Annotated in this window: 19 protein-coding genes and 1 pseudogene; 12 read left to right on the top strand and 8 right to left on the bottom strand. The window is 67.5% G+C overall.

The features are described from left to right. Positions 1-2,209: DNA internalization-related competence protein ComEC/Rec2 (locus tag B2J86_RS17200; RefSeq protein ID WP_173026213.1), on the top strand; the 2,209-nt coding region annotated here is incomplete at its 5' end. Positions 2,210-2,216: 7 nt separating this feature from the next. Here B2J86_RS17200 and B2J86_RS17195 read toward each other — a convergent pair. Further along, positions 2,217-2,486 (bottom strand): VF530 family DNA-binding protein, encoded by a 270-nt coding sequence (locus B2J86_RS17195; RefSeq protein WP_169170183.1) that lies wholly within the window; start codon positions 2,484-2,486, stop codon positions 2,217-2,219. A gap of 63 nt (positions 2,487-2,549) precedes the next feature. Here B2J86_RS17195 and B2J86_RS17190 point away from each other — a divergent pair, with 63 nt between their 5' ends. Continuing rightward, positions 2,550-4,259, top strand: coding sequence for a thiamine pyrophosphate-binding protein (locus B2J86_RS17190; RefSeq protein ID WP_173026212.1), 1,710 nt, complete (start codon positions 2,550-2,552; stop codon positions 4,257-4,259). 75 nt (positions 4,260-4,334) lie between these two features. Here B2J86_RS17190 and bfr read toward each other — a convergent pair whose 3' ends face one another. Further along, a complete protein-coding gene (bfr, locus tag B2J86_RS17185) occupies positions 4,335-4,811 on the bottom strand; it encodes a bacterioferritin (RefSeq protein WP_173026211.1) in 477 nt (158 codons plus the stop codon). Between the two features lie 241 nt (positions 4,812-5,052). On the opposite strand from bfr, the gene ahpC reads away from it, so the two are divergent. The 3 genes from ahpC to B2J86_RS17170 all read left to right on the top strand — a co-directional run bounded on the left by ahpC (position 5,053) and on the right by B2J86_RS17170 (position 8,435). After that, positions 5,053-5,616, top strand: coding sequence for an alkyl hydroperoxide reductase subunit C (gene ahpC, locus B2J86_RS17180; RefSeq protein WP_169170180.1), 564 nt, complete (start codon positions 5,053-5,055; stop codon positions 5,614-5,616). A gap of 98 nt (positions 5,617-5,714) precedes the next feature. Beyond that, entirely contained in the window at positions 5,715-7,286 is a 1,572-nt protein-coding gene (gene ahpF, locus B2J86_RS17175; RefSeq protein WP_173026210.1) for an alkyl hydroperoxide reductase subunit F, read from the top strand. Between the two features lie 195 nt (positions 7,287-7,481). Beyond that, positions 7,482-8,435, top strand: a complete 954-nt coding sequence (locus tag B2J86_RS17170) for a DUF2971 domain-containing protein (RefSeq protein ID WP_173026209.1) — start codon at positions 7,482-7,484, stop codon at positions 8,433-8,435. Positions 8,436-8,950: 515 nt separating this feature from the next. Here B2J86_RS17170 and B2J86_RS17165 read toward each other — a convergent pair. Beyond that, on the bottom strand, positions 8,951-9,778 hold the full coding sequence (locus B2J86_RS17165; RefSeq protein WP_173026208.1) for a pyruvate, water dikinase regulatory protein: 828 nt from the start codon (positions 9,776-9,778) through the stop codon (positions 8,951-8,953). Between the two features lie 165 nt (positions 9,779-9,943). Here B2J86_RS17165 and ppsA point away from each other — a divergent pair, with 165 nt between their 5' ends. The 4 genes from ppsA (at position 9,944) to B2J86_RS17145 (ending at position 15,294) form a co-directional block, all read left to right on the top strand. Continuing rightward, on the top strand, positions 9,944-12,334 hold the full coding sequence (gene ppsA, locus B2J86_RS17160; protein WP_173026207.1) for a phosphoenolpyruvate synthase: 2,391 nt from the start codon (positions 9,944-9,946) through the stop codon (positions 12,332-12,334). A 15-nt stretch (positions 12,335-12,349) separates the two neighbouring features. Next, a complete protein-coding gene (locus tag B2J86_RS17155; protein ID WP_169170175.1) occupies positions 12,350-12,670 on the top strand; it encodes a DUF4212 domain-containing protein in 321 nt (106 codons plus the stop codon). Beyond that, positions 12,663-14,744 (top strand): VC_2705 family sodium/solute symporter, encoded by a 2,082-nt coding sequence (locus B2J86_RS17150; RefSeq protein WP_169170185.1) that lies wholly within the window; start codon positions 12,663-12,665, stop codon positions 14,742-14,744. Before B2J86_RS17155 ends, B2J86_RS17150 begins: the two co-directional genes overlap by 8 nt. Before the next feature lie 106 nt (positions 14,745-14,850). Beyond that, on the top strand, positions 14,851-15,294 hold the full coding sequence (locus tag B2J86_RS17145; RefSeq protein WP_173026206.1) for a hypothetical protein: 444 nt from the start codon (positions 14,851-14,853) through the stop codon (positions 15,292-15,294). A gap of 179 nt (positions 15,295-15,473) precedes the next feature. On the opposite strand, the gene B2J86_RS17140 is transcribed toward B2J86_RS17145, so the two are convergent. From B2J86_RS17140 to B2J86_RS17130, 3 genes are all read right to left on the bottom strand, one after another. Then, positions 15,474-15,833, bottom strand: coding sequence for an FKBP-type peptidyl-prolyl cis-trans isomerase (locus B2J86_RS17140; RefSeq protein ID WP_169170173.1), 360 nt, complete (start codon positions 15,831-15,833; stop codon positions 15,474-15,476). A 106-nt stretch (positions 15,834-15,939) separates the two neighbouring features. Beyond that, a complete protein-coding gene (locus tag B2J86_RS17135; protein ID WP_169170172.1) occupies positions 15,940-16,245 on the bottom strand; it encodes a helix-turn-helix domain-containing protein in 306 nt (101 codons plus the stop codon). 197 nt (positions 16,246-16,442) lie between these two features. Then, complete coding sequence (locus B2J86_RS17130) at positions 16,443-17,345, bottom strand: LysR family transcriptional regulator (RefSeq protein ID WP_169170171.1); 903 nt, start codon at positions 17,343-17,345, stop codon at positions 16,443-16,445. Positions 17,346-17,463: 118 nt separating this feature from the next. On the opposite strand from B2J86_RS17130, the gene B2J86_RS17125 reads away from it, so the two are divergent. The 3 genes from B2J86_RS17125 to B2J86_RS17115 all read left to right on the top strand — a co-directional run bounded on the left by B2J86_RS17125 (position 17,464) and on the right by B2J86_RS17115 (position 20,791). After that, positions 17,464-18,429 carry a hydroxymethylglutaryl-CoA lyase gene (locus B2J86_RS17125; RefSeq protein WP_173026205.1) on the top strand — a complete coding sequence of 322 codons (966 nt, stop codon included), beginning with the start codon at positions 17,464-17,466 and terminating at the stop codon, positions 18,427-18,429. Between the two features lie 19 nt (positions 18,430-18,448). Next, on the top strand, positions 18,449-19,699 hold the full coding sequence (locus tag B2J86_RS17120; protein WP_169635728.1) for a CaiB/BaiF CoA-transferase family protein: 1,251 nt from the start codon (positions 18,449-18,451) through the stop codon (positions 19,697-19,699). A gap of 81 nt (positions 19,700-19,780) precedes the next feature. Further along, a complete protein-coding gene (locus B2J86_RS17115; RefSeq protein WP_173026204.1) occupies positions 19,781-20,791 on the top strand; it encodes a tripartite tricarboxylate transporter substrate binding protein in 1,011 nt (336 codons plus the stop codon). Positions 20,792-20,951: 160 nt separating this feature from the next. On the opposite strand, the gene rpoD is transcribed toward B2J86_RS17115, so the two are convergent. Both rpoD and B2J86_RS17105 read right to left on the bottom strand, forming a co-directional pair. Next, positions 20,952-23,342 (bottom strand): RNA polymerase sigma factor RpoD, encoded by a 2,391-nt coding sequence (gene rpoD / locus B2J86_RS17110; RefSeq protein ID WP_169170167.1) that lies wholly within the window; start codon positions 23,340-23,342, stop codon positions 20,952-20,954. 255 nt (positions 23,343-23,597) lie between these two features. Beyond that, positions 23,598-24,126 (bottom strand): annotated as a pseudogene (locus tag B2J86_RS17105) (DNA primase); the annotation flags it as partial.

The raw sequence follows: 24,126 nt of genomic DNA, 5'->3' as shown, positions 1-24,126 counted from the left end.
TGCGGCGCACTTTGCCGCGCAGGCGCTGGCGCCGGCGCTCGAGGGCCGAGACATCCGCGTGACGGGCGTGGTCGCGGCCATGCCGCAGCCCATCGCGGCCGGCCTGCGCCTGCGGCTGGCGGTGGAGTCGGCGCAGCTCGACGGTGCCGCCGTGCGCGTGCCGCCCCTGATCGACCTGGGCTGGTATGCGGGCGTGTGGCGCGATGCCCCCGACCCGGCACAGGCGCAGCGCCCGCCGCCGCCGCTGCGCGCGGGCGAGCGCTGGCAGCTGACGGTGCGCCTGAAGGCGCCGCACGGCGAGCGCAATCCGCACGGCTTCGACTATGAGCTGTGGCTGTGGGAGCAGGGCGTGCAGGCCACGGGCTATGTGCGCGCCGGTGCGCGCGACCTGCCGCCGCAGCGCCTGGGCGCCACCGCGCAGGCCCCGGTCGAGCAGCTGCGCCAGGCGGTGCGCGACGCCATCATCGCGCGCCTGGCGGCCGATGCGACCGACGCGCGCGCCGTGCGCGTGGCCGGCGTGGTGGCCGCCCTGGTGACGGGCGACCAGCGCGCCATCGACCGCGCCGACTGGGACGTGTTCCGCGCCACCGGGGTCGCGCACCTGATGAGCATTTCAGGGCTGCACATCACCTTGTTTGCCTGGCTGGCCGCCGCAGCCGTGCAGTGGCTCTGGCGCCGTTCGCCGCGCCTGTGCCTGGCGTGGCCCGCGCCCTCGGCGGCGCTGGTGTGCGGCGTGGCGCTGGCAGGGGCGTATGCGCTGTTCAGCGGCTGGGGCGTGCCGGCCCAGCGCACCGTGGCCATGCTGGGCGCCGCGGCGCTGCTGCGCCTGAGCGGGCGCCGCTGGCCCTGGCCCCTGGTGTGGCTGCTGACCTGCGCGGTGGTGGTGGTGCCCGACCCGTGGGCGCTGTGGCAGCCCGGCTTCTGGCTCAGCTTTGTCGCCGTGGCGGTGTTGTTTGCTACGGATTCTGGAGCTGTTGAAGCACGTCCATTGGGCATTTGGGGCCGATTTCATGCTTTGCTGCGCGAACAGTGGGTGGTCACGCTGGCGCTCACGCCGCTGACGCTGCTGCTGTTCGGCCAGGTCTCTCTGGTGGGCCTGGCGGCCAACCTGCTGGCGATTCCGTGGGTGACGCTGGTGGTCACGCCGCTGGCCTTCCTGGGCGTGCTCTGGGCGCCGCTGTGGCATGCGGCGGGCTGGGGCGTGCAGGCACTGGCCGTGCTGCTGCAGTGGCTGGCTGCGCTGCCGGCGGCCACCGTCCGGGTGGCGGCGGCGCCGCTGTGGGCGGGCCTGGCCGGGGTGGCGGGCGGCGTGCTGCTGGCCCTGCGCCTGCCGTGGCGGGTGCGCGCGCTGGGCCTGCCGCTGCTGCTGCCGGTGCTGCTGTGGCAGGCGCCGCGCCCCGCGCACGGCGAGTTCGAACTGCTCGCGGCCGACGTGGGCCAGGGCAATGCGGTGCTGGTGCGCACGGCCACGCACACCCTGCTGTACGACGCCGGACCGCGCTACAACCAGACCAGCGACGCCGGCGGGCGCGTGCTGGTGCCGCTGCTGCGCGCTTTGGGCGAGCGCGTCGACACCCTCATGCTGAGCCACCGCGACAGCGACCACACCGGCGGCGCGGCGGCGGTGCTGGCGACCCAGCCCCAGGCGCTGCTCACCGGATCGATCGACGGCGAGCACGCCGTGCAGGCACTGCGGCCGGTGCTGCCCTGCCTGGCGGGCCAGCGCTGGCACTGGGATGGCGTGGAGTTCGCGGTGCTGCACCCGCTGCCTGCCATGGCGGCGGGCGAAGGCGCGCGCGCCGTGCCCGCCAACGCGCAAAGCTGCGTGCTGCGCATCGCGGCGGCCGGCGGCGCGGCCGCGCTGCTGGCCGGAGACATCGAAAAGGCGCAGGAGCATGCGCTGCTGGCGCGCAACGCCGCCGTGGCGGCCGATGTGCTGCTGGTGCCGCACCATGGCAGCAAGACCTCGTCAAGCGCGGAGTTTCTGGACGCCGTGCGGCCGCGCGCCGCGCTGGTGCAGGCGGCCTACCGCAGCCGCTTTGGCCACCCGGCGCCCGAGGTGGTGCAGCGCTACCGCGAACGCGGCATTGCCGTGGTCGATTCGGCCGGCTGCGGCGCGGCGCGCTGGCGCTCGGCGCAGGCCGCGCAGGTGCAGTGCGAGCGCGCGCTGCAGCCGCGCTATTGGCAGCACCGTGCGCCGCCGCCCTGAGCGCGGCCTAGCCGCCGCTGCGCCGCTGCTCGCGCAGCATGAACAGGTAGAGGCTCTCGACCTTGGCGCGTGCCCACGGCGTCTTGCGCAAAAACTTCAGGCTCGACGCCACGCTCGGGTCGCTTTGAAAGCAGCGCACCGGAATGCGCTCGCCCAGGCCCTGCCAGCCAAAGTAGTCGGCCAGCGCCGTGACCATGGCTTCCAGCGTCACGCCGTGCAAGGGGTTGCGCGCTTGCGCGGGTGGCACGGATGGAGGGGCTGGCGTGGGAGCATTCATGGCCGCAAGCATATCGGGATAATGGCCCGCTTCGATCCACTTCACACCACAGGCAGGCAAGGCATGGCACAGCAAACCGCAGGGCATTTGATCGTTGAGTGTTTGATCGCGCAGGGGGTGGACACCGCCTTCGGCGTGCCGGGCGAGAGCTATCTCGATGTGCTCGACGGCCTGCATGCACACCGCGACCGCATCCGCTTCGTCACCTGCCGCCAGGAGGGCGGCGCCGCCTTCATGGCCGAGGCCTACGGCAAGCTCACGGGCCGCCCCGGCGTGTGCATGGTCACGCGCGGCCCCGGCGCCACCAACGCCGCGATCGGCGTGCATACGGCCTTCCAGGATTCGACCCCGATGGTGCTGCTGGTCGGCGACGTCGGCAGCGAGATGCGCGACCGCGAAGCGTTTCAGGAGGTCGACTTCGGCACGTTCTTCGGCCCCGGCACGCGCGGCATGGCCAAGCGCGTCGAGCGCATCGACGACGCGCGCCGCATCCCCGAGTACATCGCGCGCGCCTTTGCGACGGCGCTCAACGGCCGGCCCGGCCCCGTGGTGCTGGTGCTGCCCGAAGACATGCTGGTGCAGCAGGTCGATGCCGTGCCCCTGCCGCGCGCAGAGCCGGTTGAGAGTGGTATCGGCCCGCAGCGCTTGCTGGATCTGCGCGAAATGCTATTGAAAGCAGAGTGCCCCTTCGTCATCGCCGGCGGCAGCGGCTGGACGCCGGCCGCCGCGCAGGCGCTGCAGGCGTTTGCCGAGCAGTGGCAACTGCCTGTGGGCAACGCGTTCCGCTTCCAGGACACGTTCGACAACCACCACCCGCTGTATGCGGGCGACGTGGGCATCGGCATCAACCCCAAGCTCGCCGCGCGCATCCAGCAGGCCGATCTGGTCGTCGCCATCGGCCCGCGGCTGGGCGAGATGACGACCGGCGGCTACACGCTGCTCAAGGCACCGCGCCCGGCGCAGAAGCTCATCCACATCCATGCCAGCGCCGACGAGCTGGGCCGCGTCTACCAGGCCGACCTGGCCGTGTGCGCCACCATGCCCGCGGCCGCGCAGGCGCTGGCCGGCCTGCAGCCGCCCGCCAGCGTGCCCTGGGCGGCGTGGGCGCAGGCCGCCCAGGCCGACTACCAGGCCAACCTGGCGCCCCAGGCACTGCCCGGGCTCGATGCCTCGCAGCCCGGCGTGGTCGACATGCCAGCCATCGTCGCCACGCTGCAGCGGCACCTGCCAGCCGATGCGCTCATCACCAACGGCGCCGGCAACTTCGCCAGCTGGGTGCACCGCTACTTCCGCTACCACGGCATCGCCAAAGGGCACAAGACGCAGCTGGCGCCGACCAACGGCGCCATGGGCTACGGCGTGCCGGCCGGCATCGCGGCGAGCATCGCCACGGGCCGCACGGTGTTCACGATCGCGGGCGACGGCGACTTCCTGATGAACGGGCAAGAGCTCGCGACGGCGGTGCAGCACGGCGGCAAGAGCATCATCGTGCTGCTCAACAACGGCATGTACGGCACGATCCGCATGCACCAGGAGCGCGAGTACCCGCACCACATCAGCGGCTCGGCGCTGCACAACCCCGACTTCTGCGCGCTGGCCCGGGCCTATGGCTACGCGGCCGAGCAGGTCACGCGCACCGAAGACTTCGAAGCGGCCCTGCTGCGAGCGTTGGCGGCGCCCACGGGCACACTGATCGAGATTCCACTGAGCCAGGAAATCATCAGCACGCGCGGCACGCTCAGCGGCATCACGCAGGCGGCGCTGGCGCGCTGAGCCCGCGGCACGCGGGGCCGCGCAGGCACAAAAAAGCGGGCCGGAGCCCGCGGGTGCCTGGCGCGGCGGCGCGCCTTATTCGACGTCGCCCATCTGCGACTGCAGGTAGTTGGGCAGGCCGACCTTGCCGATCAGATCGATCTGGGTCTCGAGGAAGTCGATGTGCTCCTCGGTGTCGTCGAGGATCTTCTGCAGCAGGTCGCGCGAGACGTAGTCGCGCACGGCCTCGCAGTGCGCGATGCCGTCCTTGATGGTCGCCTGGGCGCCCTGTTCCGAGCGCAGGTCGCAGGCCAGGATCTCTGGCACGTCTTCGCCCACCTGGAGCTTCGCCAGGTCCTGCAGGTTGGGCAGGCCGTCGAGCATGAAGATGCGGTCCATCAGCCAGTCGGCGTGCTTCATCTCGCCGATCGATTCCTCGTATTCCTTCTTGGCCAGCTTGTCGAAGCCCCAGTGCTTGAGCATGCGGTAGTGCAAGAAGTACTGGTTGATGGCCGTGAGTTCGTTCTTGAGCTGGGCCTGAAGGTGGCCGATCACCTGTGCGTCACCTTTCATGGGGACTCCTTGTTCTGCGATGGAAAGCGGCCATTGTCATCGCTGCCTGGAGGGGCGGCAAGCAATGGACCTGCGTGGGTCAGCCCATCGGTGCCTGAGCCGTTCCCATGCATCGCAGACATGCCGGGAACTTTTGATAGTTAAACAGTATCGTACTGATTCATTCAATTGATTGGATCAATCATTCTGTGTGACCTAGACTCAGTCCTGTGTTCATTCCATCCAACGAAAGGAAACTCCAATGTCCCTGATCAACACCGAAGTCAAGCCGTTCAAAACCACCGCTTTTCACAATGGCAAGTTTATTGACGTCACGGAGCAGTCCTTCAAGGGCAAGTGGTCCGTGGTGATCTTCATGCCCGCGGCCTTCACCTTCAACTGCCCGACCGAAGTGGAAGACGCGGCCGACAACTACGCTGAATTCCAGAAGGCCGGTGCCGAGGTGTACATCGTCACCACCGACACGCACTTCTCGCACAAGGTGTGGCACGAAACCTCGCCCGCCGTGGGCAAGGCCAAGTTCCCGCTGGTGGGTGACCCCACGCACCAGCTGACCCACGCTTTTGACGTGCACATCGAAGAAGAAGGCTTGGCGCTGCGCGGCACCTTCGTGATCAACCCCGACGGCATCATCAAGACGATGGAAGTGCACTCCAACGAAATCGCCCGCGATGTGAAGGAAACCCTGCGCAAGCTCAAGGCCGCCCAGTACACCGCCGCCCACCCCGGTGAAGTCTGCCCCGCCAAGTGGAACGAAGGCGCCAAGACCATCGCTCCGTCGCTGGACCTGGTCGGCAAGATCTAAGCTGCGCACCCCTGCGTTGCCGTTGAACTGACAAGACGCCCGGGTGCCTGGCGCCCGGGCATTTTTTTGCCCAAAAACATCCCACAAGGAGCCCTGACATGCTGGACGACAACCTCAAAACCCAACTCAAAGCCTATCTGGAACGCCTGACCCGCCCGGTCGAGCTGGTGGCTTCGCTGGACGACAGTGAGGCTTCGCGCGAGCTGCAGGCGCTGCTGCAGGACATCCAGGGCCTGTCCGACCAGGTCAGCGTGGTCGAGAAGAAGGCCGACGGCGCCGAGCGCGCGCCCGTGTTCCTCATCACCAACCCCGGCCAGGACAGCGGCGTGCGCTTTGCAGGCGTGCCGCTGGGCCATGAATTCACGTCGCTCGTGCTGGCGCTGCTGCACGTGGGCGGCCACCCGTCCAAGGAGCCTGCCGAGCTGCAGGAGCAGATCAAGGACCTCGACGGCGAATTCCACTTCGAAACCTATTACTCGCTGAGCTGCCACAACTGCCCCGACGTGGTGCAGGCGCTGAACCTGATGAGCGTGCTCAACCCGCGCATCACGCACACCGCCATCGACGGCGGCGTGTTCCAGCAAGAGATCGCCGAGCGCGAGATCATGGCCGTGCCCACCGTGTTCTTGAACGGTGAGCGCTTCGGCCAAGGCCGCATGGAACTGGGCGAGATCGTCGCCAAGATCGACAAGGGCGCCGTCGCGCGCGAAGCCGCCAAGCTCGGCGCCAAGGATCCGTTCGATGTGCTCATCGTCGGCGGTGGCCCGGCCGGCGCCGCAGCGGCGGTGTATGCCGCGCGCAAGGGCATCCGCACCGGCGTGGCCGCCGAGCGCTTTGGCGGCCAGGTGCTCGACACCGTGGACATCGAGAACTACATCTCGGTGCAAAAGACCGTGGGCCCGCAGTTCGCCGCCGCGCTCGAGCGCCATGTGGGCGACTACGCGGTGGACATCATGAACCTGCAGCGCGCTGCCGCATTGGTGCCCGCCAGCGCCGATGGCGGACTGATCGAGGTCCAGCTCGAGAGCGGCGCCACGCTGCGTTCCCGCACCGTGATCCTGTCCACCGGCGCGCGCTGGCGCAACATGAACGTGGCGGGCGAAGAGCAGTACCGCACCAAGGGTGTGACCTATTGCCCGCACTGCGATGGCCCGCTGTTCAAGGGCAAGCGCGTGGCGGTGATCGGCGGTGGCAACTCGGGTGTCGAGGCCGCCATCGACCTGGCCGGCATCGTGGCCCATGTCACGCTGCTGGAATTCGCCGGCGAGCTCAAGGCCGACGCCGTGCTGCAGCGCAAGCTCAAGAGCCTGCCCAACGTCGATGTGATCGTGAATGCGCAGACCACGGAAGTGAATGGCGACGGCAGCCGCGTCACCGGCATCACCTACAAGGACCGCACGAACGACGAGAGCAAGCAGATCGCGCTCGAAGGCATCTTCGTGCAGATCGGCCTGCTGCCCAACACCGACTGGCTCAAGGGCACGGTCGAGCTGAGCCGGCACGGCGAGATCATGGTGGATGCGCATGGCCGCACCAACCTGCCGGGCGTGTTCGCCGCGGGCGACTGCACCACGGTGCCGTTCAAGCAGATCGTGATCGCCGCGGGCGACGGTTCCAAGGCCGCGCTGAGCGCGTTCGACCACCTGATCCGCACCAGCGCGCCGGCTTAAGTTTCAAGCCAAATCGGGCTCTGGCGCTTATGCAGTAAGCGCTGTTAGCTATAAAATTTAAAGCGGTGGAGCTGCGACAAACAGCTCCGCCGCTTTTGTTTTCAGGGAAAGGCTGGCTTCGGCCAAAAGCGACCATACGCGAACGTCCGATGTGCGGTAGCCTTTCCTTACACGCATCTCGATGACCTAATTTCGATGAATCCTGACCAACTCAAGCACATATTCTTCCCCCACACAGAGAAGCAGACAGAGGCAGTCAAGGCGGATGGCCTCCGCTTCGCGTACTACACGACGGCGGCCACGGCGTATAGCATCATCCGTAACAACGAGCTGTGGATGCGAAACACCTCAACCATGAATGACTACCTCGAAGTCGCGCATGGCTTTGACTGCCTGAATGCAGCCATCAAGTCACCAGAGGGGGTAACGCTCATGGCAGCAATTGATGAGCTCTTTCCTGGCTTGAGCCAACAAGCCATTGGCCACTTCAACGGCTGGCTTCCCCACTTCAGGCAGGACACCTACATCACCTGTGTCTCGGAGCACCTCCCTCACGAGGACAACAACGGTCGTCTTTCGATGTGGCGGGCTTACGGCGGGAGCTCAGGGGTCGCCCTCGTGTTCAAGCCTGATGCGCTATTCAAGCCCGAGGATGTGGGTGTCTATGCGAGCCCGGTGGCTTACTGGACCCCAGGACAAGTGCAGCAGGAGATGGCCCTGATTGCAGGCAGAGTCCGAGAGCACCCCGCACTCGTTGGCGCTGCTGGTTCCGCGTCCATTCAGAACGTGCTGTTCAATATGTTTAGGTTTGCAGTCCTTTGCATCAAGCATCCAGGGTTTGCCGAAGAACGCGAATGGCGACTCATCACCTGCCCAGCCCTGGAAAAGTCACCTCTCTTGCAACAGACCGTCGAGGTAGTGCGGGGCACCCCGCAGCTAGTTCAACACATCCGCCTAAAAGATGTGCCCGAGCACGGCATCCACAATCTGACCTTGGCGGCCCTGTTGGATCGAGTCGTCATTGGCCCGTGCGATTACCCGGACGCGACTTACAAGGCCATGATCCAACTCTTGAAGGAGGCTGGCTTTAAGGAGCCCAGCAAACTCGTTCACGTCTCTGATATCCCGCTGAGGGTTGCGAGCGCGTGACTTGAAGAGCGCAGCGACGATGTTTGGTCGGCTACATTGACAGGCGCGACCTGCTCTGCACTTTTTCGCAGGCCTAGGACTTAGGAATCAATTGCGCCCTGTAGGCCTTCTTCTCGAAGAACTCTTGGAGTTGACCGTGGTGCTCGGGTAAACCCAGTGCAACCAGGCAAACTAGGATAAAAGGATCGTGCCAATGGTTCATCGCAGAACGTCACGTTTTTGGCCCTCGACCCGCGATGGCTTAAGGACAGCTATGGGTCGGAAGCCGCCCCATAGCCGATTGACGGACGAGTCCCCGGCACCACCAGATTTTGGAACAACGCCCCTTCAGGAGCGGTCGCAGAGGCTGCCAAAAAGCTCATCTATTGATAGCTGATTGCGCAGATTGGGTAAGGCCTGAGGCCGATTTTTACCTAAAATTCCTTGGATTTACATGGGGTGCCGCACGCTCGCAGCGTGCGTTTTCGCGCAACTCGCCACTCGTCAGCCTGTGGCCCTCCCGAGGCGCCGCCGTGTCAGTAGCTCAACCGCTCAGGCCTTACTTCCTGCAGGATGGTGGTGGCGATCTCTTCAATTGACTTGTGCGTGGACGACAGCCAGCGGATGCCGGCGCGGCGCATCATGGCTTCGGCCTCGGCCACCTCGTGGCGGCAGTTCTGCAGGCTGGCATAGCGCGAGTCGGGGCGCCGTTCGGTGCGGATCTCCGACAGGCGCTCGGGGCTGATGGTCAGGCCGAAGATCTTCTTGCGGTAGGGCACCAGCGCTGGCGGCAGCTGGCGGCGTTCGAAGTCCTCGGGGATCAGCGGGTAGTTGGCGGCCTTGAGGCCGTGCTGCATTGCCAGGTACAGGCTGGTGGGCGTCTTGCCGCTGCGGGAGACGCCCACCAGGATCACGTCGGCCTCTTCGAGGTTGCGGTGGCTCTGGCCGTCGTCGTGCGCCAAGCTGTAGTTGATGGCCTCGATGCGGTCCTGGTACTCCTTGTTCTTGCTGATGTCCGAGAAGCGCCCGACGCGGTGGTGCGACTTGATGCCCAGCTCCATCTCCAGCGGGTGCACGAAGGTGCCGAACATGTCCAGCAGCATGCCCTTGCAGCCCTGCTGGATCACCTTGAGCACTTCCATGTTCACCAGCGTCGTGAAGACGATCGGCTTGTTGCCTTCGAGCTCGGCCGTGTGGTTGATCTGGCGCACCACCTGGTGCGCCTTGTCCACGGTGTCGGTGAACGGCAGGCGCACGCGGCGCGGCACCAGCTCGAACTGCGCCAGAATGGCATTGCCGAAGGTTTCGGCGGTGATGCCGGTGCCGTCCGAGACGAAGAAAACGGTGCGTTGGTGCGTGGTCATGGTGCGCGGGAGGAAGCCTACAATTGCGCCGATTATCCGAATTCCCGCCATGCAACCCCACCACCCACAAGCACAACGACAAAGTTGGTGCTGCTGCATGGCCGCTTGCCCGCTCCTCCAGACGGGCGCCAGCACCGAACCGCTTTCAACTTCTGGAGCTTCCCCATGTCTGCACTTTTCAGCCCGACCGCCCTGGTCGTACCGTTTGAAAACCTGAGAATGACCGACGTCGAGTCGGTCGGTGGCAAAAATGCCTCGCTCGGCGAGATGATTTCGCAACTGCCCGAGGGCGTGCGCGTGCCCACGGGCTTTGCCACCACGGCACACGCGTTCCGCGAGTTCCTGGCCTTTGAGGGCTTGGCCGACAAGATCAGCGCCAAGCTTGCCGCGCTCGATACGGAAGACGTGCGCGCGCTCGCCGCCGTGGGCGCCGAGATCCGCGCCATGGTCGAGGCCCAGCCGTTCCCGGCCGACCTGCAGCAGGCCATCGGCGAAGCGTTTGCGACCCTGTCCGCCGGCAACCCGCAGGCCAGCTTTGCGGTGCGCTCGTCCGCCACGGCCGAAGACCTTCCCGACGCCTCGTTCGCCGGCCAGCAGGAGACCTTCCTCAACGTCGTCGGCATCGACGACGTGCTGCACAAGATGAAAGAGGTGTTTGCCTCGCTCTACAACGACCGCGCCATCAGCTACCGCGTGCACAAGGGCTTCGAGCACGACGTGGTCGCGCTGTCGGCCGGCGTGCAGCGCATGGTGCGCTCCGACCTGGGCGCGGCCGGCGTGATGTTCACCATCGACACCGAGTCGGGCTTTGAAGACGTGGTGTTCATCACCAGCAGCTACGGCCTGGGCGAGACCGTGGTGCAGGGCGCCGTCAACCCCGACGAGTTCTACGTGCACAAGCCCATGCTGCGCGCGGGCAACAAGGCTGTGATCCGGCGAAACCTGGGCAGCAAGCTGATCCAGATGGTGTTTGCCAGCCCGCAAGAAAAAGCCGCCGAGGGCAAGCTCATCAAGACCGTGGACGTGCCCGCCGAGCAGCGCAACCGCTATTCGCTGACCGATGCCGATGTCGAGCAGCTGGCGCGCTACGCGCTGGTGATCGAGCAGCACTACGGCCGCCCGATGGACATCGAGTGGGGCAAGGACGGCCAGGACGGCCAGCTCTACATCCTGCAGGCCCGCCCCGAGACCGTGAAGAGCCAGTCCAAGGGCCAAGCCGAGCTGCGCTACAAGCTCAAGGGCACGGGCCAGGTCCTCGCCGAGGGCCGCGCGATTGGCCAGAAGATCGGCACCGGCCCGGTGCGCCTGGTGCACAGCATCGCCGAGATGGACAAGGTCCAGCCCGGCGACGTGCTGGTCACCGACATGACCGACCCGAACTGGGAGCCGGTGATGAAGCGCGCCAGCGCCATCGTTACCAACCGCGGCGGGCGCACCTGCCACGCCGCCATCATCGCGCGCGAGCTGGGCATCCCGGCCGTGGTGGGCTGCGGCCACGCCACCGAGCACCTGAAGGACGGCACGCTGGTGACGGTGAGCTGCGCCGAGGGCGATACCGGCCACATCTATGACGGCCTGCTGGAGACCGAGGTGACCGAGGTGCAGCGCGGCGAGATGCCACCCATTGCCACCAAGATCATGATGAACGTGGGCAACCCGCAGCTGGCCTTCGACTTCTGCCAGTTGCCCAACGAAGGCGTGGGCCTGGCGCGGCTCGAATTCATCATCAACAACAACATCGGCGTGCACCCCAAGGCCATCCTGGACTACCCCGCCGTCGATGCCGACCTGAAGAAGGCCGTCGAGTCCGTGGCCCGGGGCCATGCCAGCCCGCGCGCCTTCTATGTGGACAAGGTCGCCGAGGGCGTGGCGACGATTGCCGCCGCCTTCTGGCCCAAGCCGGTGATCGTCCGCCTGTCGGACTTCAAGAGCAACGAATACCGCAAGCTGATCGGCGGCAGCCGCTACGAGCCCGAGGAAGAAAACCCGATGCTGGGCTTCCGCGGCGCGGCGCGCTACGTCAGCCAGGAATTCGGCGAGGCCTTCGCCATGGAGTGCGAGGCCTTGAAGCGCGTGCGCAACGAGATGGGCCTGACCAACGTGCAGATCATGGTGCCCTTCGTGCGCACGCTGGGCCAGGCCGAGCGCGTCACGCAGCTGCTGGCGCAGCACGGCCTGCCGCGCGGCCAGAACGGTCTCAAGCTCATCATGATGTGCGAGATCCCGAGCAACGCCATCCTGGCCGAGCCGTTCCTCGCGTTCTTCGACGGCTTCTCCATCGGCTCCAACGACCTGACCCAGCTCACGCTGGGCCTGGACCGCGATTCGGGCCTGGAGCTGCTGGCGGCCGACTTCGACGAGCGCGATCCGGCCGTGCAGGCGCTGATCCACCTGGCGATCAAGGCCTGCCGGGCCCAGGACAAGTACATCGGCATCTGCGGCCAAGGCCCCAGCGACCACCCCGACTTTGCCCAGTGGCTGGCGGCTGAAGGCATCTCGTCGATTTCGCTCAACCCCGACAGCGTGATTGCCACCTGGCAGCAGCTGGCCGGCTGAGTCCGCGAGAGCCGCATGCGCGCCGTGCCCAGCGCCGACGACGAAGGGCAGGAGGCGCGGCCGTTCCCGCCCGACCTGCACGACGTGCGGCACCTCAAGCTCAAGGCCGCGCTGCTGCTGGTGTGGGCGGCCGTGTCGTTCGGCGCCACCTTCTTCGCACGCGACCTGTCGCTGTCGTGGGGCGGTTGGCAGCTGGGCTACTGGATGGCCTCGCAGGGCACGGTGCTGGTGTTCATTGCCATCGTGGTGGTCTATGCCTGGGCCATGAGCCGTTTTGAGCGCGCCGATGAAGCCGCTGCCGCACCCGCACCGGGCCGGGAAGGCGCCGATGGGTGAGGCCGGCACCGGCGCCAGCTACCTGCGGCGCCTGCACCGCATCCTGGCGCTCTATGTGCTGGGGGTGCTGGGTTTTCTGGCGTTGATGGCCTGGGCTGAGCACAGCGGCCTGTCGCGCCAGTGGATCGGGCCCATCTTCCTGTTCCTCACCGTCATGGTCTATGCCGCCATCGGCGTGTATGGCCGCACGACCGATCCCGAGGAGTACTACGTCGCGGGCCGGCGCATTCCGCCGATGTACAACGGCATGGCCGCGGCGGCCGACTGGATGAGCGCGGCCTCGTTCATCAGCCTGTCGGGCGCGCTCTACCTGCAGGGCTTCTCGGGCACGCCCGGGCATGCAGGCGGGCTGGCCTATCTGCTGGGCTGGACCGGCGGCTTTTGCCTGGTGGCCCTGCTGATCGCGCCGCACCTGCGGGCGATGAAGCTCTACACGATTCCCGATTTTTTCCAGGTGCGTTTCGGCGGGCGCTGGCCGCGCGTGATCGCCGCACTGGCCGCCGTGCTATGTTCGTTCACCTATGTGGTGGCGCAGATCTACGGCGTGGGCCTGATCGCGTCGCGCCTCACGGGCGTGCAGTTCGAGATCGGCATCATGCTCGGGCTGGGCGGCGTGCTGCTGTGCTCGTTCCTGGGGGGCATGCGCGCCATCACCTGGACGCAGGTGGCGCAGTACGTCGTGCTCCTGCTGGCGTTCCTGATCCCGGTGTCCTGGCTGGCCTACAAGCAGCTGGGCAACCCGGTGGCGCCGCTGGTCTATGGCGCGCAGATCGGCAAGATCGCCGACCTCGAAACGCAGCTGCTGAACTCGCCGGCCGAGCACCAGGTGATTGCCGCCTACCTGCAGCGTGCGCGCGATTTCAAGGCGCGCCTGCAGGACGTGGACGCGGCGCTGGAGCGCCAGCGGGCCGAGCTGCAAGAGCGCCTGCACCGGCTGCGTGCGCAGAACGCCGACGTCGGCCTGATCGTCATGGCCAGCCGCGAGCTGGCCGCGATGCCGCGCGACGCCGCCACCGCGCGCGAGCAGTGGACGCGGCAGATGCGCGACAACTACGAACGCGCGCGCCCGCTGGGCGGCCTGCCGCGGCACAGCCAGGCCTACGTGGGCGACCCGGACGGCACCGCGCAGGAGCGCGCCGACTACGAGAACACGCGGCGCAACTTCCTGGCGGTGATGTTCTGCCTGATGGTGGGCACGGCCGGGCTGCCGCACCTGCTCACGCGCTACTACACCGCGCCGTCGGTGGCGGATGCGCGCACCTCGGTGGCCTGGTCGCTGTTCTTCATCGCGCTGCTGTACCTCAGCGCGCCCGCGCTGGCGGTGCTGGTGAAGTTCGAGGTCATGAACAACCTGGCGGGCAGCAGCTTCGACGCGCTGCCCACCTGGATGGCGCAGTGGGCCCACGTCGACGGCGCGCTGCTGTCGGTGGAAGACGTGAACGGCGACGGCATCGTGCAGTTTTCCGAGATCCGCCTGGGCGCCGACCTCATCATGCTGGCCACGCCCGAGATCGGCGGCCTGCCCTATGTGGTGTCGGGGCTGGTCGCGGCGGGGGGGCTCGCGGCGGCGCTGTCCACCGCCGACGGGCTGCTGCTGACCATCAGCAACGCGCTGGTGCGCGACCTGTATTTCCAGTCGCGCCCGCGCGCCGCCTCGCCCGAGCAGCGCGTGATCCTGACCAAGTTCACGCTGCTGGCGGTGGCGCTGGCGGCGGCCTTCGTGGCGGCGCTCAAGCCCTCGGACATCCTTCCCATGGTGTCGGCCTCGTTCTCCCTGGCCGCGTCCGCCTTCGTGCCGGTGATGGTGCTGGGCATCTTCTGGCGCGGCACGACCCGGCCGGGCGCGGTCGCCGGCATGCTCTGCGGCCTGGGTGTGGCGGTGTACTACATGCTCTCGCATGTGCCGGCGCTGCAGTGGCTACCGCGCTGGCTGATGGCCGATGGCCTGTGGTTTGGCATCCAGCCCATTTCGGCCGGGGTGTTCGGCGTGCCGGCGGGGCTGGTGTCGGCCTGGCTGGTCAGCTGGATGACGCGGCCGGTGGCGCCGCAGCCGCAGGTGCGGCTGGAGATGTGAGCGCCGGGGCAGGGCGCTGCCTATGGATAGACCCGATGTGCAAAGGCCGCGCTAGCTGACAATCTCGGCGGCACGCCACCGCAGACCACCCCGTACAGGAGGATCGATGCTACTTGTCAAAACCACGTCGGGCCAGCAGGCGCTCAAGGAGCGCCACGGCGTGCTCAGCGCGCGCCAGCGCACCGCGTTCATCCTGTTCGATGGCAAGCGCGCCACCGCCGAGGTGCTGGCCGCCACTGCCGCGATGGGCATCACGCACAGCGATGTGGAGGCCATGCTCGAGCAGGGCCTGCTGGCGCCCGCGGCGGGCAGCGCCGCAGCGGCGCCCCCGGGCGGCCCGGGCAGCGGGCGCTCGGACCAGGACCGCTACCAGGCGGCCTACCCGATCGCCATCGAGATCACGGCCGCACTGGGTTTGCGCGGCTTCCGGCTGAACCTGGCGGTCGAAGGCACGGGCGGCTACGAAGCGCTGGCCGCCCTGGCACCCCGGATCCGCGAGGCCGTGGGCGAGGCGCCGTTCGCCCGCCTGGAGCGGGCCTTGTTCGCCTGACCCCTTGCCAATCCCGCGGGCACGTTGTCGGCGCCGCTTGCCACTTGCCGAGTGTGGGTGACGGTCCGTGCTGCGCCGCCGCGTTCACGCAAGGCCTTGGAAGGGAACGGGCGCGCAGCGCACAACAAAAAAGCGGCCCGAAGCCGCTTGTTTGTTGCCGAAGGGGAGAGGGCGCTGGTTCAGCGGCCCACCTGGAGCAGCTCCACGTCGAACTTCAGCGTGGCGTTGGGCGGGATCACGCCACCGGCGCCGCGCGCCCCGTAGCCCAGGGCCGCAGGGATGATCAGGGTGCGCTGGCCGCCCACCTTCATGCCCTGCACGCCTTCGTCCCAGCCCTTGATCACCATGCCGGCGCCCAGGCCGAAGGCAAAGGCGTCGTTGCGGTCGCGGCTGGAGTCGAACTTGGCGCCCTGCACGCCGTCGTTGTAGAGCCAGCCGGTGTAGTGCACCGTCACTTGCTGGCCCTTGGTGGCTTCAGCGCCTTCGCCCACAGTGGTGTCTTCGTACTGCAGGCCCGAGGCCGTGGTGGTGAATGCCATGAAAAATCCTTGTCTTGAATGCTATTGAATAAAGAGCTGTCAGCGCTTTCCAGCCATGCGTTACAGGCCTTTTTGATGCAAAAAAAGCAGGCGCTGGCGGTGCCGCTTACTTCTTGGCGCGGCCGGCCACCCAGCGGGTGGCAAAGGCCTGCACGTCGGAGAGGCGCTTGAGCAAGTCCGAGCCCGGTGCGGTGACGGTGTAGCCGTCGCTGCCGTGGTCCACCAGGCCCGCTTCGCGCAGCTCCTTGATGCGGGTGTTGAGCGTGTTGGGCGTGATGCCCCCGACGCTGTCCTGCAGCAGGCGAAAGGTTTGCGGGTGGCCGTCTCGCAGTGCCCACAGCACGCGCAAGGCGTAGCGGCACTCGAGCCGTTCAAACAGTTGGTTGATGGCGGCGTTCTCTTTGGAGCTCATGAAGCTTCTCCTTGCGCAATGGGGACTCAAAGGCGGTTCAGCGCCAGCGGCTGGGCGCTTGGGGCGCCCGGCGCACTATAGCGCCGAATCTATTTTGCTACAAGTTTAATAGCTCAAGATGCATGCCTGTCATGCGCCAAGCCGGCAAACTGCATAGCCTCCGCGAAAGTGTTGCCGGACCGCCACGGTCGGGGAGTTCAGGGGCGGCCCGCGCCGAGCAGGTGCTCCACCAGCAGCTGCGCGGCCGGCGCCAGCGCTTCGGCGCTGCGAAAGCAGATGGCAAAGCGCCGCTGCGCCCAGGCGTCCGACAGCGGCACCACGCGCACGTCGGCGGTCGCGGCAAAGGGCTCGGCCACCTCGCGCGGCACCACGCTGATGGCCAGGTTGGCGCGCACCACGCGCAGGGCCGCATCGAAGTTGGACACCAGCACGCGGTGCGCCAGGGTTTTGCCTTCCACCGCCGCCGCGCGCGCCAGCAGCACCTGCACGGCGCTGAGCGCCGGCATGCTGACGAATTCGTGCTCCAGCACATCGGTGAAGCGCACCGAGGGCAGTTGGGCCACGGGGTGGGACGCGTGCGCCACGATGGCCAGGTGGTCGCTGCGGTAGGGGCGCGTCTGCAGCCCCTGCAGGTCGGCCGCGTCCCAGCAGATGCCGATGGACGCGCTGCCTTCGTGGATGCCGCGCACCACCTCGGGGCTCACGCGCTCTTCCATGCTGATCTGGATGTCGCGGTGCGCCGGGTTCTGCAGGAAGGCGGCCACGTCGTCGGCCAGCGATTCGGCCATCACGGAGGCCGTGACCAGCATGCGCACATGGCCCCGGATGCCAGTGGCATAGGCGGCCATGTCGCGCTCGATCTGCCCGGCGCTCGCGAGCATGGTGCGCGCGTGTTCGAGCAGGGTTTCGCCGGCCGGCGTGGGGGCCACGCCCCGGCGCCGGCGCACCAGCAGCGGCGTACCCACGGTGCTCTCGAGCTGGGCCAGGCGCTTGCTGATGGCCGAACCGACGATGGCCTCCTGTTCGGCCACGCGGGCGATGTTGCGGCTGTCGCAGACGGCCACGAACAGGCGCAGGGTCAGCAGATCGAGGTCGCGCATGGCCCGGCGTGGGAAAAGTGATGAATTTCCATTTGGGAAGCATAGAGGTTCCGGAATAGATTTTCTCAATCCAAATGGAATTTCTAGAATGGCGCCTGCTGCTTTTCTGGAGACCCGCATGCCCCCCAACCCATCCTGCCCGCCCCGCAGCGCCGTGGTGCGCGAAGTGGGGCTGCGCGACGGTCTGCAGAGCATTGCCACCATCGTGCCGACCGCACACAAGATCGCGTGGATCGATGCCGCCTATGCGGCCGGCCAGCGGGAGATCGAGGTGGGCTCGTTCGTCCCCGCGCGCCTGCTGCCCCAACTGGCCGACACCGCCGAGGTGCTGGCCCACGCCAAGACGCTGCCCGGACTGTGCGCCTCGGTGCTGGTGCCGAACCTGAAGGGGGCCGAGCGCGCCCTCGACTGCGCTGCCGACCTGCTGGTCGTGCCCTTGTCGGCCAGCCACGCCCACAGCCTGGCGAACCTGCGCAAGACGCCCGACGAGGTGGTGGCCGAGGTGGCGCGCATCCGCGCGCTGCGCGACGCCAGCGGCAGCCGCACCGTGATCGAAGGTGGCGTGGGCACGGCCTTTGGCTGCACGCTGCAAGGCGAGGTGGCCGAATCCGAGGTGCTGCGGCTCTTGCAGGCCTTGCTCGACGCCGGCGCCGACCGCGTGAGCCTGGCCGACACCGTGGGCTATGCCGACCCGGCCGGCGTGCAGCGCCTGTTCGAGAAGGCCCGCGTCCTGGTGGGCGAGCGCCTGGCCTGCGCGCATTTCCACGACACCCGCGGCATGGGCCTGGCCAATTGCTACGCTGCCTGGCAGACCGGCATCACGCGCTTCGACGCATGCCTCGCCGGCATCGGCGGCTGCCCGCACGCTCCGGGCGCCAGCGGCAACGTCGCCACCGAAGACCTGGCTTTCATGCTCGAGCGCATGGTTGTGGCCACGGGCCTGGATGTCCCCGCGCTGCTGGCACTGCGCCAGCGCGTGCAGGGCTGGCTGGCCGGCGAGACGCTGCACGGCACCCTGTGGCAGGCGGGCTTGCCCCGCCATCTTGCTGACGCTGCGCAGCCCCTGGCGCCGGCGAGCGCTTGATACCCGTACCCTTGTCTCCATGAATTCCTCTGCCGTGTCCTCTTCTCCTGCTTCCGCTTCCGCGAGCGGCGCCGCTGCCGTGTCCCGGCCCCTGCCGCTGGCCGGCATCCGTGTCGTGGAGTTTTCCCACATGGTCATGGGCCCGACCTGTGGCATGGTGCTGGCCGATCTGGGCGCCGATGTCATCAAGGTCGAGCCCGTGGACGGCGACCGCACGCGCCATTTGCTGGGCGCAGGGGCGGGTTTTTTCCCGATGTTCAACCGCAACAAGAAAAGCGTGGCCATCGACCTGCGCCATGCGCAGGGCCTGGAGGTGGCGCTGCGCCTGGCCGGCACGGCCGATGTCGTGGTGCAGAACTTCAAGCCGGGCGTGATGGCCAAGTACGGCCTGGACCATGCGGCGCTCGCCCGGCTCAACCCCGGCCTGGTCTATGTGAACCACACCGGATTTCTGCCCGGCCCCTACGAGCACCGCACGGCGCTCGACGAGGTGGTGCAGATGATGGGCGGCCTGGCCTACATGACGGGGCGCCCGGGCGACCCGCTGCGCGCCGGCACCAGCGTCAACGACATCATGGGCGGCATGTTCGGTGCCATCGGCGCCATGGCCGCGCTGATGCAGCGCAGCGTGACGGGGCGGGGGCAGGAGATCGACTCGGCGCTGTTCGAGAACAACGTCTTCCTGGTGGGCCAGCACATGATGCAGTACGCCGTGACCGGCCAGCCCGCCGCGCCGATGCCCGACCGCATCTCGTCGTGGGCGGTGTACGACGTGTTCAGCGTCAAGGACGGCGGGCAGATTTTCCTGGCGGCCGTGAGCGATGCGCAGTGGACCACCTTCTGCGACGCCATGGGCTATGCCGACCTGAAAGCCGACCCGGCCCTGGCGCTGAACAACGACCGCGTGCGCGCCCGCCCCACGCTGCTGCCCGAGCTGCGCCGGCGCCTGGCCGAGCACACGGCCCAGGAGCTGTCGGCGGTCTTCGAGCGGCACGGGCTGCCGTTCGCGCCGATTTCCCGGCCGGAAGAGCTGTTCGACGACCCGCACCTGCAGGCCACCGGCGGCCTGGCCGAGATCACGCTGCCCGACGGCGAGCGCGCCGGGCAGACCGCGCGCACCACCTTGCTGCCGCTGCGCATGGGGGGCGAGCGCATGGGCGTGCGCCTGGACCCGCCGACCCTTGGCCAGCACACGCAGGAACTGCTGGCAGGCCTGGGCTACACGCCCGAGCAGACGCAGGCGCTGCGCGCGGCCTCGGCCATTGCCTGACGGATCGGTATTTACACTTCCGGGCGCAAGCGCAGCGGCAGTCTGCGCAGCCCTTCACCACGACCCCACCTGGAGACAACCATGCCCTCGCTTCCCCCGCCACCGACCGCCCTGTCACCGCGCGCGCGCCTGACGCGCCGCCACGCCATTGCCTTGGGCGCTGTCGCCCTGGGCGCGCCGGCGCTGGCCCTTGCGCAGCTGGGCGACAAGCCCCTGCGCATCCTCCTGCCGCTGTCCGCCGGCTCGGGCGCGGACGGGGCCGTGCGCGCCATCAGCAACAGCCTGGCCAAGGCGCTGGGCCATCCGGTGGTGATCGAGAACCTGCCCGGCGCGGGCGGCATCACCGGCACGACGCAGATCGTGCGCGCCGCCAAGGACGGGTCGGTGATCGGCGTGGTGTCGAACAACCACGTGGTCAATCCGAGCGTCTACAAGAACATCCCGTTCGACTCCATCGAAGACATCACGCCGATCACTGTGATCGGCGCGACGCCCTTCGTGCTCGTGGCGCATCCGTCGGTCCCGGCGCGGAACGTGAAGGAGCTGATCGCCCTCGCCAAGGCCCGGCCGGGCGTGCTGAACTACGGGTCCTCGGGCAATGGCACCATCCTGCACCTGGGCGCTGCGATGTTCGTGGACCAGGCGCAGATCGACGTGAAGCACATTCCCTACCGCGGCATGGGCCCGTTGATGAACGACATCCTGGGCGGGCAGGTGCAGCTCGGCGTCGTGGCGGTGGCGCCCGCCGCCGCGCACATCAAGAGCGGCACGCTGCGTGCCATCGGCGTGAGCACCGCCACGCGGGTGCCGTCGCTGCCCGAGGTGCCGACCATCGCCGAGCAGGGCCTGCCGCGCTACGAGCTGGAGGGCTGGATCGCCGCCATCGCGCCCGCCGGCACGCCCAAGGCCGAGGTGGCCCGGTTGTACAACGGCTTCAAGGCCGCGCTGGCCATGCCCGAGGCCCGCGATGCCCTGGTGGCGCAGGGCTACGAGATCAAGCTCATGCCGCCAGAGCCGTCGGCCGCCTTCTTCCGCAGCGAGCTCGCGCGCATGACGCAGGTGGTCAAGAACGCCAACGTGAAGATGGATTGATGCTCCTAAAACAGGAGCTATCAGCGCAGAATGGGTCTGCGCTGGAGGCCTAAAACGCTTCAAATTTCCCGCGGCTGCGGCCGCGCATGAAAAAAGCCCTGCCGCGGGAGCGGACAGGGCTTTTTATTGGGGGGAGGGCCGAGGCCCAGGCCCCGTGCGCTTACAGCGAGTCGATGAAGCTGCGCAGCTTGTCGGAGCGGCTCGGATGCTTGAGCTTGCGCAGCGCCTTGGCTTCGATCTGGCGGATGCGCTCGCGCGTCACGTCGAACTGCTTGCCGACTTCCTCGAGCGTGTGGTCGCTGGTCATCTCGATGCCGAAGCGCATGCGCAGCACCTTGGCCTCGCGCGGCGTGAGGCCGTCGAGGATGTCCTTGACCACGTCGCGCAGGCCGGCCTGCATCGCCGCTTCGATCGGAGCCGTGTTGGCGCCGTCCTCGATGAAGTCGCCCAGGTGGCTGTCGTCGTCGTCGCCGATGGGAGTTTCCATCGAGATCGGCTCCTTGGCGATCTTCATGATCTTGCGGATCTTGTCCTCGGGGATCTCCATCTTCTCGGCCAGCACGGACGCATCGGGCTCGAAGCCGAACTCCTGCAGGTGCTGGCGCGAGATGCGGTTCATCTTGTTGATGGTCTCGATCATGTGCACCGGGATGCGGATGGTGCGCGCCTGGTCGGCGATCGAGCGCGTGATGGCCTGGCGGATCCACCAGGTGGCATAGGTCGAGAACTTGTAGCCGCGGCGGTATTCGAACTTGTCCACCGCCTTCATCAGGCCGATGTTGCCTTCCTGGATCAGGTCGAGGAACTGCAGGCCGCGGTTGGTGTACTTCTTGGCGATCGAGATCACCAGGCGCAGGTTGGCCTCGATCATCTCCTTCTTGGCGCCGCGCGAGGTCGACTCGCCCGCGTTCATGCGCTTGTTGATGCCCTTGAGCTCGGCCAGCGGCACCACCACGCGCGACTGGATGTCGGCGAGCTTTTGCTGCAGGTCCTGGATCGGCGGGATGTTGCGCGACATCACGGTGCTCCAGGGCTTGCCCGCGGACGCCTGCTTCTCGACCCACTGCTGGTTGAGCAGGTTGGCGGGGAAGTCCTTGATGAAGAGTTCCTGGGGCATGCCGCACTTGTCCACGATGATGCGGCGCAGTTCGCGCTCTTTCTTGCGCACGTCGTCGACCTGGGCGCGCACCGTGTCGCACAGCTTCTCGATGGTCTTGGCCGTGAAGCGGATGGTCATGAGCTGTTCGCTCAGCGCGTGCTGCGCCTTCAGGTAGGCCGGCGTGCCGTAGCCTTCCTTGTCGTAGATCTTGTGGATCTTCTCGAACATCTCGCGCATCTTGTCGAAGCGGCGCAGCGCCTCGCTCTTGAGCTCTTCGAGCTTCTTGGTCAGCGCCTTGGAGCCGCCCTTGCCGTCGTCGTCGTCTTCCTCGTCGAATTCGTCGAAGTCTTCCTCGGCCACATAGTCGTCGGCCTCGTTGGGGTTGGTGAAGCCGTCGACGATGGTGGTGATGACGACCTTGCCTTCGCGGATCTCCTCGCCCATGTTGAGGATCTCGGCAATGGTGGCGGGCGATCCGCTGATCGCCTCCATCATGTCCATCAGGCCGCCTTCGATGCGCTTGGCGATTTCGATTTCGCCTTCGCGCGTGAGCAGCTCCACGGTGCCCATCTCGCGCATGTACATGCGCACCGGGTCGGTGGTGCGGCCGAATTCGCTGTCCACGGTGGACAGGGCGGCTTCGGCGGCTTCCTCGGCCTCTTCCTCGGTGGCCGCGGTCTGCGCGGTGTTGGTGACCAGCAGGGTCTCGGCGTCGGGGGTCTGCTCGTACACCGCCACGCCCAGGTCGTTGAGCATGGAGATCACGACCTCGAGCGTTTCGGCATCGACCAGCTTGTCGGGCAGGTGGTCGTTGATTTCCCCGTGCGTGAGGTAGCCGCGCGTCTTGCCCAGCTTGATCAGGGTCTTGAGGCGCTGGCGGCGCTTGGCCATGTCTTCCTCGGACAGGACGGTCTCGTCCAGGCCGAATTCCTTCATCAGCGCGCGCTCCTTGGCCTTGCTGATCTTCATGCGCAGGGGCTTGACCTTCTCGGCCGGAGCGGCTGCGGTGGTCTCGGCTTCGGCCTCGGGTTCGCCCTCCAGGTCCGCTTCGATGTCGGACAGGTCGGTGTCGTCCCCAGCGTCATCGCCCGCGCCCGCCTTGGGCTTGCGCCCGCGCTTGGCCGGTGTCTTGGCGGCCGCGGTGGCCGCGCCGGCGGCCTTGGCGGGGCGGCCAGGGCGCTTCTTCGGCGCTTCGTCGGTGGCGGCAGCGTCGTCCGCTGCACGGGCGGGCTTGGCGCGGGCAGATTTTTTCAACAATTCATCGGCGGCTTTGGTCAGCTCGGCAGAACTTTTCACGGGCACAGTTTTGACTTTCTTGGTCACCGGAGTGTCTGGCGCGACCGCTTTGGCGGCGGCGGCCTTGGCCGGGGACTTCTTGGCGGTTGCAGGAGATGTCTTGGCGGCGGTGCCTGGGACGGACTTGGGCAGCTTCGCGGACTTTTGAGCGGGCATGGTGCAACCTCAAAATCAAAATCAAACACAAAGAAAACACAAGCGCCACGGGCGTCGGCGCGGGTGGCACGGCAAAGGCCGGGCCTTTGCGGTTGGAGGGGTCACCCTCAGCGGCAAGATGTCTGGGCGAACATTTGGGGTGCAGTCCTTGCGGTGTAAAGGGCGGTTGTGCGTGTGTGTCACGGTGGCCCGGTCCGGAGGTGTTGCTGTCGCTCTTGCCGACATAAACCCTAAATTATACCGACCGCGCCAATTTCAAGAGGGCAGCTGCCCCAGTTTTTCAAGTGCCACGCGCCGCGCCTGGAGTTCACGGTAGCGCTGCAGCGCGCCCGGATCGGTGCGCGCCGCCTGCAGCGCCTCGGTTTCCTGCTGGCGCAGCTGCTCGGCGAGCATGCGGTTGAGCAGGCCGCGCAACTCCATGCGCAGTTCGCGCGCGTCGCCTTCGGTCTGGGCGTGCGAGCCGGTCATCACGCGCTCGGCGATGGCCTCGCAGGCGTGGCCGCGCAGGCTCTCGCGCAGCACCGCCCAGGGCTGGGTGCCGTGTTCGTGGAACTGGCCCTCGATCCAGGCAAACAGCGGGCCGTGCGGCGGCGGCAGGGCGCAGAGGGTGGCCTGGTCTTCGTGCGCGAGCGTGTCGAGGAAATCCATGTGCGACAGCAACAGGCGCGCGGCGTGGTCGGCGCGGCTGGCCGGCGCTGCGCGCGGGCCACGCGGTTCGCTCTCCCACGCCGGCGCCGGGGGCGCGCCGCCATAGCCGCCGCTGCCACGGCGGGGAAAGCGCGGG

Origin of the sequence: Acidovorax sp. SRB_14 (genome assembly GCF_012932145.1) — a bacterium.
Lineage (GTDB): Bacteria > Pseudomonadota > Gammaproteobacteria > Burkholderiales > Burkholderiaceae_C > Simplicispira.
This window is presented reverse-complemented; position numbering and strand designations above follow the sequence as displayed.

Excerpts from the sequence above, each read along its gene's own strand:
- B2J86_RS17195 (WP_169170183.1), bottom strand. The coding sequence starts at position 2,486 with ATGAATGCTCCCACGCCAGCCCCTCCATCCGTGCCACCCGCGCAAGCG.
- B2J86_RS17190 (WP_173026212.1), top strand. The coding sequence starts at position 2,550 with ATGGCACAGCAAACCGCAGGGCATTTGATCGTTGAGTGTTTGATCGCG.
- bfr (WP_173026211.1), bottom strand. The coding sequence starts at position 4,811 with ATGAAAGGTGACGCACAGGTGATCGGCCACCTTCAGGCCCAGCTCAAG.
- ahpC (WP_169170180.1), top strand. The coding sequence starts at position 5,053 with ATGTCCCTGATCAACACCGAAGTCAAGCCGTTCAAAACCACCGCTTTT.
- ahpF (WP_173026210.1), top strand. The coding sequence starts at position 5,715 with ATGCTGGACGACAACCTCAAAACCCAACTCAAAGCCTATCTGGAACGC.
- B2J86_RS17170 (WP_173026209.1), top strand. The coding sequence starts at position 7,482 with ATGAATCCTGACCAACTCAAGCACATATTCTTCCCCCACACAGAGAAG.
- B2J86_RS17165 (WP_173026208.1), bottom strand. The coding sequence starts at position 9,778 with ATGACCACGCACCAACGCACCGTTTTCTTCGTCTCGGACGGCACCGGC.
- ppsA (WP_173026207.1), top strand. The coding sequence starts at position 9,944 with ATGTCTGCACTTTTCAGCCCGACCGCCCTGGTCGTACCGTTTGAAAAC.
- B2J86_RS17155 (WP_169170175.1), top strand. The coding sequence starts at position 12,350 with ATGCGCGCCGTGCCCAGCGCCGACGACGAAGGGCAGGAGGCGCGGCCG.
- B2J86_RS17150 (WP_169170185.1), top strand. The coding sequence starts at position 12,663 with ATGGGTGAGGCCGGCACCGGCGCCAGCTACCTGCGGCGCCTGCACCGC.
- B2J86_RS17145 (WP_173026206.1), top strand. The coding sequence starts at position 14,851 with ATGCTACTTGTCAAAACCACGTCGGGCCAGCAGGCGCTCAAGGAGCGC.
- B2J86_RS17140 (WP_169170173.1), bottom strand. The coding sequence starts at position 15,833 with ATGGCATTCACCACCACGGCCTCGGGCCTGCAGTACGAAGACACCACT.
- B2J86_RS17135 (WP_169170172.1), bottom strand. The coding sequence starts at position 16,245 with ATGAGCTCCAAAGAGAACGCCGCCATCAACCAACTGTTTGAACGGCTC.
- B2J86_RS17130 (WP_169170171.1), bottom strand. The coding sequence starts at position 17,345 with ATGCGCGACCTCGATCTGCTGACCCTGCGCCTGTTCGTGGCCGTCTGC.
- B2J86_RS17125 (WP_173026205.1), top strand. The coding sequence starts at position 17,464 with ATGCCCCCCAACCCATCCTGCCCGCCCCGCAGCGCCGTGGTGCGCGAA.
- B2J86_RS17120 (WP_169635728.1), top strand. The coding sequence starts at position 18,449 with ATGAATTCCTCTGCCGTGTCCTCTTCTCCTGCTTCCGCTTCCGCGAGC.
- B2J86_RS17115 (WP_173026204.1), top strand. The coding sequence starts at position 19,781 with ATGCCCTCGCTTCCCCCGCCACCGACCGCCCTGTCACCGCGCGCGCGC.
- rpoD (WP_169170167.1), bottom strand. The coding sequence starts at position 23,342 with ATGCCCGCTCAAAAGTCCGCGAAGCTGCCCAAGTCCGTCCCAGGCACC.